The 14660-nt window shown below is 52.7% G+C and carries 12 protein-coding genes and 2 pseudogenes; 5 read left to right on the forward strand and 9 right to left on the reverse strand.

Going from position 1 to position 14660, the window contains the following annotated elements:
• Positions 1-95 precede the first annotated feature (95 nt).
• From PCH05_RS07525 to gpr, 6 genes are all read right to left on the reverse strand, one after another.
• Entirely contained in the window at positions 96-563 is a 468-nt protein-coding gene (locus PCH05_RS07525; protein WP_127601748.1) for an N-acetyltransferase, read from the reverse strand.
• A gap of 126 nt (positions 564-689) precedes the next feature.
• The gene (hemW, locus tag PCH05_RS07530; RefSeq protein WP_127601749.1) at positions 690-1895 is read right to left on the reverse strand and encodes a radical SAM family heme chaperone HemW; all 1206 of its coding nucleotides are present in this window, start codon (positions 1893-1895) and stop codon (positions 690-692) included.
• A gap of 136 nt (positions 1896-2031) precedes the next feature.
• Complete coding sequence (gene lepA / locus PCH05_RS07535) at positions 2032-3849, reverse strand: translation elongation factor 4 (protein WP_127601750.1); 1818 nt, start codon at positions 3847-3849, stop codon at positions 2032-2034.
• A gap of 83 nt (positions 3850-3932) precedes the next feature.
• Positions 3933-4316, reverse strand: a complete 384-nt coding sequence (locus PCH05_RS07540) for a hypothetical protein (RefSeq protein ID WP_127601751.1) — start codon at positions 4314-4316, stop codon at positions 3933-3935.
• Positions 4317-4346: 30 nt separating this feature from the next.
• Positions 4347-5705 (reverse strand): stage II sporulation protein P, encoded by a 1359-nt coding sequence (locus PCH05_RS07545; protein WP_127601752.1) that lies wholly within the window; start codon positions 5703-5705, stop codon positions 4347-4349.
• A 135-nt stretch (positions 5706-5840) separates the two neighbouring features.
• On the reverse strand, positions 5841-6842 hold the full coding sequence (gene gpr, locus PCH05_RS07550; RefSeq protein WP_127601753.1) for a GPR endopeptidase: 1002 nt from the start codon (positions 6840-6842) through the stop codon (positions 5841-5843).
• Positions 6843-7003: 161 nt separating this feature from the next.
• Here gpr and rpsT point away from each other — a divergent pair, with 161 nt between their 5' ends.
• From rpsT to PCH05_RS28175, 4 genes and pseudogenes are all read left to right on the forward strand, one after another.
• Positions 7004-7276, forward strand: a complete 273-nt coding sequence (gene rpsT / locus PCH05_RS07555) for a 30S ribosomal protein S20 (RefSeq protein ID WP_127601754.1) — start codon at positions 7004-7006, stop codon at positions 7274-7276.
• Positions 7277-7382: 106 nt separating this feature from the next.
• Positions 7383-8603, forward strand: coding sequence for an MFS transporter (locus tag PCH05_RS07560; protein WP_127601755.1), 1221 nt, complete (start codon positions 7383-7385; stop codon positions 8601-8603).
• Between the two features lie 72 nt (positions 8604-8675).
• The gene (locus PCH05_RS28170) at positions 8676-9680 is read left to right on the forward strand and encodes a hypothetical protein (protein ID WP_127601756.1); all 1005 of its coding nucleotides are present in this window, start codon (positions 8676-8678) and stop codon (positions 9678-9680) included.
• A pseudogene (locus PCH05_RS28175) lies at positions 9593-10375 on the forward strand (glycoside hydrolase); the annotation flags it as partial. The gene PCH05_RS28170 and the pseudogene PCH05_RS28175, both read left to right, overlap by 88 nt.
• A 69-nt stretch (positions 10376-10444) precedes the next feature.
• Here PCH05_RS28175 and PCH05_RS07575 read toward each other — a convergent pair.
• Complete coding sequence (locus PCH05_RS07575) at positions 10445-11836, reverse strand: sensor histidine kinase (protein ID WP_127601758.1); 1392 nt, start codon at positions 11834-11836, stop codon at positions 10445-10447.
• Positions 11829-12476, reverse strand: a pseudogene (locus PCH05_RS07580) (response regulator transcription factor). The gene PCH05_RS07575 and the pseudogene PCH05_RS07580 overlap by 8 nt, the downstream one beginning before the upstream one ends.
• A gap of 86 nt (positions 12477-12562) precedes the next feature.
• Here PCH05_RS07580 and PCH05_RS07585 point away from each other — a divergent pair.
• Positions 12563-13435 (forward strand): metallophosphoesterase, encoded by an 873-nt coding sequence (locus tag PCH05_RS07585; RefSeq protein ID WP_127601759.1) that lies wholly within the window; start codon positions 12563-12565, stop codon positions 13433-13435.
• A 98-nt stretch (positions 13436-13533) separates the two neighbouring features.
• On the opposite strand, the gene holA is transcribed toward PCH05_RS07585, so the two are convergent.
• Positions 13534-14553 (reverse strand): DNA polymerase III subunit delta, encoded by a 1020-nt coding sequence (holA, locus tag PCH05_RS07590; RefSeq protein WP_127601760.1) that lies wholly within the window; start codon positions 14551-14553, stop codon positions 13534-13536.
• Positions 14554-14660 lie beyond the last annotated feature (107 nt).

Here is a 14660-nt window from a genome sequence, read left to right on the forward strand (position 1 = left end):
AACAATAAATAAAACCACTCCCTTCAAAGCGTACCCGCTCATCAGGAAGTGGCTCGAGATGTTCCGTCGAAGGCCATGCTTGAATCAAGCTCTGGCTAGGGCAGCATTTTCAGTACCGCGATTTCGTCGCAGCAGGCCTGCTTGCTGCAGTTCACGCAATCCGTCCATACCTTTTCAGGGAAGATTTCCTTTTCCACAACGGAAAAACCGTTTTTCAGGAAAAAGGATACCTCGTACGTTAACGCCATAATTTTAGGTATGCCTTGACGAATGGCTTCCTCTGTCAGCTTATTGACCAGCTTGGAGCCGATTCCCATGCCCTTATGTCCGTCCATAATGCCCAGGGAGCGAATCTCGACCAGATCGTTGCCCAGGCGGCAGAGCGATCCGCAGCCGATCACGGAGCCGTCGATTTCCGCGACGACGAATTGGTCCAGCTGCTTCTCCAGCACCTTGCGGGAGCGGGGCAGCATGATTCCTTTCTGCGCATATCCATCTATCATTTGAAAGAGCGGCTCAACATCCTCCGGGACCGCCATTCTGCAAGTGACTACAGCCGGCATCTTACTTCTCCTCCTATGGTAAGGATGATGCAAAACAGGCTATTGCCCGGAGCTTTTTTGCGCATCCTTAATACGTGCTGTTTTATAATATGAATAAATATACAACATCACGCATAGAAGTTCAAGCTATTCTTTCAGCGTCAACGACCCGATAAACGTGCCGAACACGTCATTGCCAAACAGAAGCCCCTGTTCGCTGAGACGGTAGCCTTCGCCCGTTTTTTCCATCAGACCTGCACTCAGCATCTTCTGAAGCGGCTCTGCGAACACCTCTTCGATCGTCAGCCCGAACTGGTCCTCGAAATGCTGATTGGAAACGCCTTTCAGCACGCGCAGTCCAACCATCATGAAATCCTCCATCGCTTCCTCTTTTGGAACGGTAAACGTCTCCAGCCGCGGCAGGCCTTCCTTCGTAGCTTCCGTATAAGGATTCACGCCTTTGATATTCATGTGGCGCTGATGCGAGACGTAACCGTGAGCCCCGGCGCCGAGTCCGTAATAATCTTCATTGAGCCAATAAGCCATGTTATGGCGGCTGTGATAGCCCGGCTTGGCAAAATTGCTGATCTCGTACTGCCCGTATCCGGCCTTCTTCATGCGATCCATCAGCAGCAGATACATTTGCAGCTCGTCATCTTCGCTGGGAAGCGGGAGCTGGTTCTTTTTGTACATCGTATGGAAAAGCGTATTCTCCTCCACCTTCAAGCTGTAAATGGAGTAATGCGGCAGGTCGAGCGCCAGAGCCTTGTCTACGCTCTCCGCCAGCATCTCGACGGTTTGATTCGGCAGGCCGAACATCAGGTCGATCGACATATTCTCAAAGCCGGCTTTCCGGGCATTTTCCAGGCTTTGATAGACGTCATCCGCATCATGGATCCGCCCGATGCCTTGGAGCAGCTCATTCTGGAAGGACTGCACGCCGAAGCTGACGCGGTTGACGCCGCCCTCGCGCATCACCGACAATTTTTCCAGATCCGTGGTACCCGGATTCGCTTCCATGGAAAACTCGATATCCTCGGACCAATCCGGAAAATATGTGCGCACTGTTTTCAGGAAATACGCCATTTCATCCGGCTTTAAAACGGTCGGCGTCCCGCCCCCTACGAATATGCTCTTGATTTCGCCGGGAGGCACCTGTTTGACGGTATGCTCCATTTCGCGCTCCAGGCCCTGCAAATATTCCATTACAGGCTGGTTCTTCAGCACATACGAGTTGAAATCGCAGTAAAAGCACTTGTTGGTGCAAAAGGGAATGTGAAGATATACCGCCTGCGGCTTCCGGTTCCCCTGGGATATCGCGGCTTCCGCGGCATGCGGTTTAATAACTGTCATGGTTCAATTCCCTCCTTAATATGTTAAAAACCCCACACAGAGTGGGGCTGCTGTCGTGTAAAGCTCATTAGCCGGCCTGTGCAGGCCGGACTGCGGAAGGGACACCGTCAAAGGCCCCCCTCCCAAAAAATCCATCCTAATTGTCGTCGATTTTGAGAACGGCCATAAACGCTTCCTGCGGCACCTCGACGCTGCCGACCTGCTTCATGCGCTTTTTGCCTTCCTTCTGCTTCTCGAGCAGCTTCCGCTTACGCGAAATGTCACCGCCGTAACACTTGGCAAGGACGTTTTTCCGCATGGCCTTAACGGTTTCACGCGCAACGACCTTCGTTCCGACGGATGCCTGGATCGGCACCTCGAACATTTGGCGCGGAATGAGCTCGCGCAGCTTTTCGCAAATGATGCGTCCGCGATGGTATGCCCGGTCGCGGTGCACGATGAACGACAAGGCATCCACCTGTTCGCCGTTCAGCAAAATGTCCATCTTTACGAGATTCGATTTGCGGTACCCGGAAATCTCGTAATCGAACGAAGCGTACCCTTTGGTGCCGGATTTCAGCTGGTCGAAGAAATCGTATACGATTTCCGACAGCGGAATCTCGTAGGTGATCGTCACACGGGTCGTATCCATGTATTCCATATTCACGAATTCGCCGCGTTTGTTCTGGCAGAGCTCCATGACGGTACCGACAAAATCATTCGGTACGATGATGCCTGCCTTGACGTAAGGCTCTTCTACCGCTTCAATCTTACCGACCTCCGGATAGTTGGACGGATTATCGATCTGGATCGTTTCGCCGTTCGTCAGCTCGATGCGGTAAATAACGCTTGGTGCGGTCGTAATGAGCGGAATGTTGAATTCGCGTTCGATCCGCTCCTGAATGATCTCCATGTGGAGGAGGCCGAGGAATCCGCAGCGGAAGCCGAAGCCCAGTGCGCTGGACGTTTCCGGCTCGAAGCTCAAGGACGCGTCATTCAGCTGCAGCTTCTCAAGCGCTTCGCGCAAATCGTTGTATTCCGACGTTTCGATCGGATACAGGCCGCAGTAGACCATCGGGTTGATTTTGCGGTAACCCGGCAGCGGCTGCAGTGTCGGATTCTTCGCATCGGTGACGGTATCGCCGACGCGCGTATCGCCGACATGCTTGATGCCTGCCACGATAAAGCCTACATCGCCGACCTTCAGCTCGTCCACGATCGTCATCCGCGGTTTGAAGGCCCCTACCTCAATGACCTCAAAGGTTTTGTCGGTCGCCATCATTTTGATCTTCGATCCGGTTTTGATGCTGCCGTTCACGACACGGACGTAAACGATGACGCCTTTGTAAGGATCATAATGCGAGTCGAAAATGAGCGCCTTCAGCGGTTCTTCCGATTCTCCGGTAGGAGGCGGAACCTGCTTGACGATCTGTTCGAGAATTTCCTTGATGCCGATGCCTGCCTTGGCCGAAGCAAGGACCGCTTCGCTGGCATCCAGACCTATGACGTCTTCAATTTCCTGTTTGACCCGTTCCGGATCGGCACTCGGCAGGTCGATCTTGTTGATGACCGGAATGATCTCCAGGTTATTATCCAGTGCCAGGTACACGTTCGCCAGCGTTTGAGCTTCAATGCCCTGCGCCGCATCCACGACCAGCAGCGCGCCTTCGCATGCCGCAAGGCTTCGCGATACCTCATAGGTAAAGTCAACATGCCCAGGGGTATCAATCAAATTGATTAAATACTCTTGACCGTCGTCCGCCTTGTATGTAAGGTTCACGGCCTGCAGCTTGATTGTGATTCCGCGTTCGCGTTCGAGATCCATTTGATCCAGCACCTGCTCCTGCATCTCCCGGGAAGTCAATGCGCCTGTATACTCCAAGATCCGGTCGGCAAGTGTCGATTTGCCGTGGTCTATATGTGCAATGATACAGAAATTACGAATATTTTTTTGCCTAGCTTGTACGTCTGTCATGCCCTACCCCCAAAACAGCCTGATGTGTCAATCAATTCATTATAGCAGTTGAAATAAAGGCGGGCAATCCCACAGGCAAAGGATTAATCGGTAATGGAATCGAAGAGGGAGACAACCATGCGGATTCCTTTCTGGGACAAGTCTTGCAGCAGACCGGCTGTCTTGTCGGCCAGCACGTCTACCGTCGGCTTGTTCGCATTCGTGGACAGAATCTGCTCCGGCGTCTTGGGACTGAGATCCTGCGCTTCCACCTGTTCCGGCTGCTCCTCAACCTTGAAATGGTTCGAGCTTTGGCGTGGCGCGGGAGTCTGTTTCGTACCGACCGTTTGTACTGTTGACAGATCTGCATAAGCCGGCGTTTTGCCGGTATCCGGCGAACCGCCGGAGCCGGCCAGCTGCATGCCGATCAGTACGCCGATTCCCGCCCAAATTCCCACCATCCATATCCGCTTTCCCCATCTCGACATCGCCGTTTCCTCCTCTAACCTATGTCTTAATCAGCTTTTCGCGCCTGCTTTGGCCGCGGATACCGAGGTGTCCGCATTTGCTTTTTCAGCCTTCTGATCTTTATAGTACAAATCCGCTATAATCTGGCCCAGAAGCTCCGCGGTTCGCTTCAGCTCTTCATTCGTGCTGTCAATGCCGCCGACCTCGATCAGGATGCTGTTGTCCGCCAGGGATTGGTTATATTCACCGTTGCCTTGTGCCGAAGTTTTCCCCCAAATTCCGCGGGATATACCCGGATACGATTTTTCCAGCTGCTCGTGAATGGCGCTTGCGAACGCTTCGTTTTTACGCCAGTTTTTGTTTTCGTGGCCGACGATGAAGAATACCTGTGCATAGCCGGCTCCGCCGATGACCGTTGTCGTCTTGTCATGCCGCTGCGAGTCGCGGTGGATGTCGATCAGATAATCCAGGCCGTTGTTCTGGGAGAGCGCTTCTTTTACCGTCTGGCGGGAGTATTTATATGAAAAGTTATAGTTATAGTCGTTCACTGTCGTCGCGTAATCCTTTTCCGAATGAAGGGTTCCTACGCCCAGCGACTCCAGCTTATCCGCCACATATTTGCCGACCAGCATCACATTTTGCGACGGGGATTTGGAGCTTGGGTTCGAGCTCGCTTTGCTCAGCAGCGGGTTATAGGCCTCCCGTGGATGCGAGTGGTAGATCATGACCACCTTTTTGCCGGTTGCATTGGCCGGAGGGGCTGGTGTTTGGTTCGGATTTTTTTTGCCTTCTCCTGCATTTCCTGCATTTCCCGCATTCCCCGGATTTCCCGGCTCTTTCTTGCCGCCCGGTTCCGGCTCCTTCACCGGGGGATGATCCGTCGTAGAGACAGGCGCTTTCGAGGGTGCCTGCGGCTGATCCGTTTTCGCCGATTGTTCGCCCTTGTCATCTGTTTCCGGCGGAAGGTGGAAGTCTTCCGGCGGGTCAAGATTCTGGTTGCCGGCAGCACTTCTCAGCAGCACCGGATCATTGGCGCTCATGCCCGGCATCTCCTTGGCAAGCAGGCTTTTGGGATCCCGCGGGTTCACGCTCGTCAGCATTTGGAATACAAAAGTGGTCATCTTCTCGCCCGAGAAGGTTGAGCCCCCTTTTTCCTTATCCAGATGAGGGAGCTCCATGCCCAGCATATCCATAAAAAACTTGCTGGAAAGCGATCCGGCGAACCCCTTCATGGAAGAGACGGTTGAAGAATTCAGCTTATGTTCCATCATTCCGCCCAGACCGAGCAGCAAGAAAAAAACAAACGAACTTAGCATCAGCAGCAAAAATGTTCTTCCCATGGACAACATTCGCAGTAGTTTGGCTCTCCATTTGCCGATATTCCATAGTTGAAACCCATTCCTCTTCATCACGTCGTCCTCCTGATCTCATCTCTTGTATACTTCAAAACTATGAGAGTAAGAGAATCGATAGAACCGAAAATGATATATTCGCAAAAAAAAAGAAGCCTTGCTAGATTCGCGAGGCTTCTTTCATTTTTATGATTAATGCGTATATGCGCCGGAGTTGCCTGTATCGACCGCATCATGCAGGGATGCGTTCAGTCCGCTCGCCACGATGTTGGCGATATCCTCGATGAACTCGTCAATTTCCTTGGGCGTTACGATCAGATCATGCCCCAGCGGCTCCAGCACTTCCTTGACGAGCGCGAGCCGCTCATTTTCGGAGATGTCGTCGAGGAGGCCCATAATTTGCTTCGTTTGATCCGTCTCCTGGCCGAAATGCTTTTTCATCATTTCCATGACATTGTTTACAATCGTGGATGCATAACAGACGGTTGGCACGCCGATGGCAATGCAGGGTACCCCAAGCACATCTTTGGTCAGGCCGCGGCGTTTGTTGCCGATGCCGGAACCGGGATGGATGCCGATGTCCGCGATTTGAATCGTTGTATTGACCCGTTCCAGCGATCGCGATGCCAACGCATCGATGGCAATAATCAAATCCGGGTTGGTCCGTTCCACGATACCCTGGACGATTTCGCTGGATTCGATTCCGGTGATTCCGAGCACGCCTGGCGCGATGGCGCTAATCTGACGGTAGCCCGGCGCTACCTGATCCGGCATCAGCTCGAAATACTGGCGGGTGACGAGCACATTCTCCACGACCAGCGGGCCCAGCGAGTCCGGTGTTACGTTCCAGTTGCCGAGCCCCACGATCAATACGGAATCTTTTTTCTGAATGCCGATCAGCGTCAGGAAATCCTCGAACTCCCTTGCAAACGCCTCGGTCACGCGCTCCTGCAGCCCGGTATCACCATTGCGGAGCCCGGGCACCTCCAAAGTAACATAATGCCCTTTCACGCGCCCGATAGCCTGTGACCCCTCATCCGTGAGTACATTCAAACGCGTAATTTTGACGCCGTCCTTGTCGGATACCTCCTCATCCACTCCAGGGATCGAGCCGGGATACTGCTTTGCCGCCATTTCACGGGCGTCCACCGCCAGATCCGTACGCACGGAATACCGCTGTAAATCCAGTTCCATGTGAAAACCATCCTCCTTTGCCTTTTCCTTATAGTGTGCGGGAGGAAGCCAATGATTATGCAAAGCCTATTAAGTATTGCTTTTTATGGTACCCCATGCTAAACTATTTTAAGTTGTGAATCATTTCGAGTTATTCGAATGCCTTACAGGAGGTGAATGCAATGCCAAACATTAAATCCGCCGTAAAACGCGTAAAAACAAATGACAAACGCCGTGCGCTTAACGCTTCCCAAAAATCCGCGCTTCGTACAGCTGTTAAAGCTGCCGACGCTGCGCTGACAGGTACAGAAGTTGAAGCTGCAAAAGCTGCAGTTCAAGCCGCTTCCCAAAAGCTGGACAAGGCTGTGAGCAAAGGTCTCGTACACAAAAATGCTGCGAGCCGCAAAAAATCTCGCTTGGCGAAAAAACTTAACGCTCTGAATGCACAAGCATAGGATGCGCTATCCATACGATGAAAAGAAGAGTCCTGAACAGCTGAAAAGCTGGTCAGGACTTTTTAATTCAGCATATACATAACAGAACCAAGGAGATGACGAGATCGTGGAAATCTGGAAGAAAAACTTATGGGTTTTATGGCTCGGATCGTTTATCGTATCTTCAAGTTTCTCTATGGTGATTCCGTTTCTCCCTATCTTCTTAATCCAAATCGGCGTCACCGAAAACGTTGAAATGTGGTCCGGACTGCTGTTCAGCAGCGCCTTTTTAGCCGGCGCACTCTCTTCCCCGTTCTGGGGCTCCGTCGGCGACAAGTATGGAAGAAAAGCGATGATTGTCCGCGCCGGCTTTGTACTGTGCGTGATTTATCTGCTCACTTCCTTCGTCACGAGCCCGGTGCAGCTGCTTATTTTGCGGATTCTCCAAGGCTTGCTGTCCGGCTTCATTCCCGGTGCGATCGCTATCGTCGGCACCAATACGCCGGAGCATAAAGTCGGCTATGCCCTGTCCACGATGTCCACGGCTACGGCGACCGGGAGCATCATGGGACCGCTTCTCGGCGGCGTGCTGGCCAAATTGTTTGATAACCGCCTGGCCTTCGCAAGCGCGGGTGTGCTCTGTTTTCTGGCGACCATGCTTGTCATTTTCTACGTCAAAGAGGAAAAGTTCGTCCCCGGAAAAGAGCGCGTGTCCGTGTTTAGCACCTTCAAGCTGGCCCTGCACAATAAACTGCTGCTCGTCGTCCTGGTGCTGACGATGTTCACGCAGTTCTCGGTCATGACGATCGAGCCTGTCCTTCCGCTGTATATCGTGCAATTCGGCCACTCTGCATCTGACGCTTCCATCCTGGCCGGCATCATTTTCTCGCTTGTCGGCGTCGCCAGCATCCTGTTTGCTTCGCGCTGGGGTAAGCTTGCCGATAAAATCGGCTTTCAGAAGGTGCTTCTGATCGGCCTTTTTGCTGGCGGCATCGGCTCGCTGCTGCAAATTCCCTTTGACAACATCTGGGCCTTCTCCATCGTCCGGTTTTTGTACGGCTGCTTCTTCTGCGCGGTTTTCCCGGCCCTTAACGGCCTGGTCGTACGGGCGACAACACCGGATTTCCGCGGCAGGGCCTTCAGCTTAAGCCAGACCTCCAACCAGCTGGGCGGTATGCTCGGTCCGCTCGTGGGCGGCGCTATCAGCGGCGTATTCAGCATTCATACCGTATTTCTGCTCACGGGCGTTCTGCTGCTGCTGACGATGGGGCTGGCCTTTTGGTCCGGACGGTTCAGCCATCAACCCGAAACGAATTCATCCTCGGCATCCAAAGCCATTCACCATTAATCCCTTCCCCTCCCTCCTTGACACATTGGCGTCACAATCCCGGTTTATATTGGGGGTCAAGGAGGGAACATCATGAATATAAAAACGATCACCATCATCGGCTGCGCGGTATGCACGCTGCTAACGCCGGGCTGTGCGGATACGCAAAAATCACAAAACGCACCGCCCCACGCACAAGAAAAACAGCAAGAGCAAAACGGACTTACGTCAACCATTATCCCGTCGGCGTATGATTTCGATGTTGACGCCGACCCGGAGACGGAGCAGCTATTCATCATAAGGAACGGAAACCGGACAAGCGCATCGCTTCCGATGCCGAAAGAACCTGTAACCAACCTGGACAAAACCCCTGAATCGATCTCCTGGACGTACCCCCGTAAACAAATAAGCATCCAAATCAAGAAACAAGACCGTTATGCCGAAGTCTCTCTGACCTCCACCGGAGCTAAGCGGTTTGAGTGGCCCAAGGTAGAGGGTGACAGCTATATGCTGCCGATCGGCGAAGGCAAGTATATCCCTGGCGGGGACGGGGTGTGGAAAAGCTTTTTGAAAGATAACGACATGAGCTTTATCGAGTGCTTTTCCATGCGGTTTTTTGTCGTTAATCACAAAATGGGCTCCATCCTGTACATTGCCGATGACATGTTCAACGACACCGTTCATTTTCGCACCGAGCCCGCGATCCAAATGAGCTTTACGCATGAATTTCCAGCGGTCAATCCGAACAAGACGTATCGCTTCCGCATTTATGTTACGGACAACGATCCTGCACGGATCGCAAGCATTTACCGTTCCTATATCCGGGAGAAGGGAGAGTTCACGCCGCTGGCGGAGAAAGCGACCCAAAATCCGAATGTGAGCAAGCTGTTTGGCGAGCCGCATATTTACTTGTGGAGCAGCCAGGCCATAACCGAGGACAACATTCATTGGAACACTCTCGCCAAAAGAATCCGTGACCCGCTCTTCGGCTGGATAGGCGAACTGCTGTTAACTCCTGGTTTATCGACTGCGACGCAACCGGGGAGGTCTACGACGACTATTCCCCGTCGCATCCGACGACGCAGCAGCAGGATCTGAAGGCGCGTCTTGAGCGCATGCAGTACATCCGGGACGATAAGCATATGGTCATCGGCTCCGAAGGCGGCAACGACTTGGTAAGCCAGACCGTCGCTTTCGCCCATGGCATCGAGACGCCGGTCATCGCATGGTCGGACCCGGATATGCGCACGAACAAATCCAGCCCCTATTATGTCGGCGGCTATTGGTCCGCGGGTGGCGGTACCCCGGAACGGTATGCCAAGCCCGTTCCGCTTAAACCCGCTTACGGGCATATTTATACAGACCCCTTCTACTCACTGCCGCTGTATAAGCTGGTCTATAACGATTCGTTGATCACCACGCATCACTGGGAATGGGGAAGCCTGAAAATCAAAGACGAGATCGGCAGCCGGATGCTTTCGGACCTTCTTTACAACGTACCCCCTCTCTATCATATCGATCAGGACAGCTGGAAGAAGGACAAGCAATTGATAACGGACTATCTGAAGGTGTGGAGCCCTTTCCATGAGCAGGCCGTTACCCAGCCGATCACATCCTTTCATATCTATTCCTCCGACCGGCTTGTGCAATCCGCCTCCTACGGCGATCGGCTGCGGATCACGGTTAACTTTTCGGATCAAGACTATACCATCCAGCAGCTGACGGTCCCGGCCAAATCAGCTGTGATCGAGAACGGCGGCAAGTTGACCACCTTCCATGCACCAGACCTGTAAATGTGTGTCTCTGATTCCTCTGCAGGGATGCGCGAATCATGACGTTCATAGCAACAGCCCCCATTCCGGCTACGCAGAATGAGGGCTGTTTTCTTTGAAAAAAATATACATATAGAGGGTATGGTCTGTGGTCACCGCATGGCAGCGGAACCCATGCCGTTCCAGTATCGTCCGGACGATGGCCAGCCCGAGTCCCGTTCCCGATGCGGCCTTATGCCGTGAGCTCTCCTCCACGTAAAAAGGTTCCCAAAGCCGTGAAGCATCCATGATCTCTCCCGAAAAACGGTTGCTCATCACAAGCTGGATCTCTCCGTCCCTTCTCTCGAAGGATACGTTGATCCGCCCGTCCGCCGCATATTTAACCGCATTACCGAGCAGGTTGTGGAATACCATCCGGAGTTTGGCAGGGTCCGCTTCGATCACCGGATTGCCCGGCAGTTCATCGCGGATAGCCAGCTCCAAACGTCTTGATTCTAGCTCGATGCTGAATGTATGGGCACATTCCCGGAATAATTCTTTAATCGCAACGGGCGCAAGTTCAAGCTCGTCCCTCTCGATTTTTGCGAAATCCAGAAACTCGTCAATAAGCTTTGCCATGCTCGCATTCTGACGCAAAATGGTGGCGGCGTAACTTCCGTCATCCAGGCCGTCCTGTATCCCTTCCGCATAGGCCTGAATAAGCGAAACCGGTGTTTTCAGCTCATGCGTCATATCCGCCATGAACCGCCTCAGGTTCAGGTTTCTTCTCGACAAATCGGCATGCGCCGCGCTCAGCTTGTCGCTCATCGCATTGATGCTTTCCGCCAGCTCCCCGATTTCGTCCCGCGTCCCGACCCGCGCTTTTCGGAAGCGCAGCTCCGAGATGTCCTTCGCCACCCGGCCCAGTTCCTTAAGCGGTTGAGTCATGCGAAAAGACAAAAGCCAAACGACTAGCACGATAATCAGTACCGAGCAAAGGGCCAGGATCAAAATAAACCCGTTGATCATCCGGATTGAATCGCTGATGTATGCCATCGAAAGCCCGATAAGGACGATGGAGCGGTCCTTTGGGTTAAAACTTGCGTAGAAGCTGGATTTCAACTTGCCTTGATCGTATATTTTGTTGACCCGGCTACCTGCTTTCACCTTCACCAGCGAATCTTCCGTGATCCAGAACTTGTTCAGCGTGACCTTTTTTTTCGCAAGCTGCTGCAAAAACGATTCATTCAGGTCATTTTCGCTTTTCTGGGCACCATCATAGACGATTGTCACATGGTAGCGCTGCTCAAGCTGCGGAATCCATTCGAGCCAGGTTGCCTCCGGAAGTTCAGAGACTGCGTTCAAAGCTTCGCCAAGCTGTTCTTTCGTCTTGTATATATAGTATTTCGGCATAAACAGATTTGCCAGCAGCACGAACAGGACGAAAATGAGCAGGACCGCAACCGAGATGCTTACAAACAACTTGCGCCCCAGCTTATTCATCGTCCGCCTCCACGCTGTACCCGATTCCCCGATGCGTTCTGATCAGCTCTTCGCCGACCTTTTACCGAAGACGACGGACATGGGTATCCACCGTTCGTTCATCACCGAAGTAATCGAGACCCCACACCAAATCCAGCAGCTGATGCCGCGACAGGATGTGGCCCTTGTGGCGGACAAAACAGCACATCAGCTCAAATTCGGTTTTGGTAACCTGCAAATCGGCGCCATCCTTATATATTTTGCTGCCCGCGAGATCGATTCGAAGCGATTGGTAGCGCAGCCCCTTTTCATCGCCGAGCAGCTTTTTGGCACGGAGCACGAGAATTTTCGGATGAAACGGCTTGCGCACATATTCATCCGCCCCCATGCTGAGCGCCTTCAACTCGTCTTCCTCTTCACTTTTTGCCGTCAGCATCATCACTTTTTTGTCCGAACGCGATTTGATTTCCCGGCAGACATCCATTCCGCTCTGCTTCGGCATCATCCAATCCAGGATGGCAAGGTCGATTTTCTCGCGGTAAAAAACAGCCAAAGCTTCCTCGCCGTCCCCCGCCGTGAATACCTCGTACCCTTCCTTACGGAAATAGGCCGCTAAAATACGCTGCATATCTTGCTCATCGTCCGCAATCAAAATTCGCATCGCAATCTCCTCTTCGTGGACCGCCTTCTGTCACATTCGTGTAACGCAGCCCCGGTATAGTGGGTTTATCGAAAGGGAGGATTCCTATGAAAACCAAACACAAAAAGCCCGCATGCTTCAAATGGTTCCTTGGAATCGCCGTGATGTCGCTTTTGGCCGCTGCTTCCGTCTACTATTATGCAAGATATGCGGAACCAAATCTACTCCAGTTGGAGAACATAGAAATACGCACTCCATCGGTTACGACCGATCTGGACGGAATTCGCATCATTCAAATTAGTGATCTCCACCTGGGGAAGTTCTATACGAAAAGCAAGCTGCTAAGCCTGGTGCAGCGCATCAACGGGCTTAAACCGGACTTGGTCGTGTTTACGGGCGATCTGATCGACAATTATGCAGCGTATCCGAGCCCCGGCAGCATCGCTCCGATTCTATCGCAAATCAAAGCTCCGCTCGGCAAATTTGCCGTATATGGAAATCACGATCAAGGCGGCGGCGCCAAGCATCCATACACCCGGATTATGGCTGACAGCGGCTTCACACTGCTCGTAAACAGGCATCAGACACTGTCCTTCGGCCACAGCCTTCTTGTCGTTGCAGGGCTCGACGATTTTCTGCTCGGCTCGCCCAATATGAAAAAAACCTTCCGAGGCATCGATCAGAGCGCGTTCGTACTATTGCTTGTGCATGAGCCTGACGTCGCCGACCGTTTGAGTGGTTATCCGGTCGATCTGCAGCTATCCGGTCATAGTCATGGCGGCCAGGTGCAGCTGCCGGGGTTTGGTCCGGTTTATACGCCTCCGCTGGCCCGCAAATATACGGAAGGACTGTATACGTTCCATGCAGGCAGCCATAGGCCTGAATATTTGTACGTGAACCGGGGCGTTGGCACAACCCGACTGCCGTTCCGTTTGGACAGCGTTCCCGAATTGACCTTGCTTACCCTGAAGCAGTCTTGAACTTATAGAATGTAGCCCCAGTACGATAAAAGGCCGAACAAATGACGGACGGATGCACACTCCGCAGGTCGGTTGTCCAGCCTTTTGTTCTCTGCTGCTTAAGCTGCCAATCTGAGCAAAAACAGTTCCAATCCCAGCACCTTGTCGATGGCTCCGGTCTTCATTTGATAATCCAACGTACCAAGCCTGCTCAAAATCTGCTTCAGCTGGGCCGCTTGAAATTTCCGTCCCTGCTCGCCCGCAATTTTCACCGCGTAGGGATGCAGCCCGAGCTGGGAGGCGATCTGCTGCTGGGAATAGCTTTGACCGCCCAGATCCTTCACTTGCATAATGATGCGGAACTGCCGGGCAATGAGCGCGGCGATTTTGATCGGCTCTTCCTTCTGCTTGAGCAGCTCGTAGAAAATGCCTAATGCGCGGTCCACTCTTAAGTTTGCGATGTCTTCCACCAAAGCAAACACATTTTGCTCCGTACTCCGCGCAATTAGCTCCTCAACGACATCTACGCCAATCACGCCGCCTCGGCCTGCATACAAGCACAGCTTGTCAATTTCAGCAGACAACGTCTGCAGCTGGGTACCGGCATTGCGGACGATCGTTTCCGCGGCCCCTTCCTGAAGCGTGCACTCGCGTTCCTTTGCCTTTTTGCTTACCCATTTCAGCAAATCCTCACTGCCCAAGGGCATAAAGGAAAGCAGCGTGCCCTTGGTCTTGATTTCTTTCACGATTTTTTTCCGCTCGTCCAGCTTCTCGTGATTCACGATAAATACGAGAACACTGTAATCCGCCGGATTTTTCATATATTCAAGGAGCGCCTCCACCCGATGCTCAAGCTTGGACTGATCCTTGCCTGCCGTGAATACGGAAGCATCCTGCACCATGATCAGCTTGCGCGGTACCATAAACGGCACCATCTCCGCTTCTTCCACGACTGCCTGCAAAGGCGTATCCGAGAGATCGTAATGGACTAACGCAAAGTCCCGCTCTTCCTGGGTAAGCGTCTGTTCCACAAGAAAGGACGCAAACTCGTTCATCTGGTATTTTTCGGTCCCATACAGCAGATAGACCGGTGAGATTTCCCCCTGCTTAATCGCCCTAGTAGCTGCTTTGACGTCCACCTTCAGGCCCCCTTTCCTCTATGTAAGCCGAATCCTGTTATCAGCCTGCTTTACTATATTATCAAAAATCGGCATCGGGTAAAACAGCAAAGGGACCCTCCCGGCGG

The organism is Paenibacillus chibensis (assembly GCF_004001045.1).
GTDB classification, from domain to species: Bacteria; Bacillota; Bacilli; order Paenibacillales; family Paenibacillaceae; genus Paenibacillus_AQ; species Paenibacillus_AQ chibensis.

Excerpts from the sequence above, each read along its gene's own strand:
- gpr (WP_127601753.1), bottom strand. The coding sequence starts at position 6,842 with ATGGAACTGGATTTACAGCGGTATTCCGTGCGTACGGATCTGGCGGTG.
- PCH05_RS07575 (WP_127601758.1), bottom strand. The coding sequence starts at position 11,836 with ATGAATAAGCTGGGGCGCAAGTTGTTTGTAAGCATCTCGGTTGCGGTC.
- PCH05_RS07585 (WP_127601759.1), top strand. The coding sequence starts at position 12,563 with ATGAAAACCAAACACAAAAAGCCCGCATGCTTCAAATGGTTCCTTGGA.
- hemW (WP_127601749.1), bottom strand. The coding sequence starts at position 1,895 with ATGACAGTTATTAAACCGCATGCCGCGGAAGCCGCGATATCCCAGGGG.
- PCH05_RS07525 (WP_127601748.1), bottom strand. The coding sequence starts at position 563 with ATGCCGGCTGTAGTCACTTGCAGAATGGCGGTCCCGGAGGATGTTGAG.
- PCH05_RS28170 (WP_127601756.1), top strand. The coding sequence starts at position 8,676 with ATGAATATAAAAACGATCACCATCATCGGCTGCGCGGTATGCACGCTG.
- lepA (WP_127601750.1), bottom strand. The coding sequence starts at position 3,849 with ATGACAGACGTACAAGCTAGGCAAAAAAATATTCGTAATTTCTGTATC.
- PCH05_RS07540 (WP_127601751.1), bottom strand. The coding sequence starts at position 4,316 with ATGTCGAGATGGGGAAAGCGGATATGGATGGTGGGAATTTGGGCGGGA.
- rpsT (WP_127601754.1), top strand. The coding sequence starts at position 7,004 with ATGCCAAACATTAAATCCGCCGTAAAACGCGTAAAAACAAATGACAAA.
- PCH05_RS07545 (WP_127601752.1), bottom strand. The coding sequence starts at position 5,705 with ATGAAGAGGAATGGGTTTCAACTATGGAATATCGGCAAATGGAGAGCC.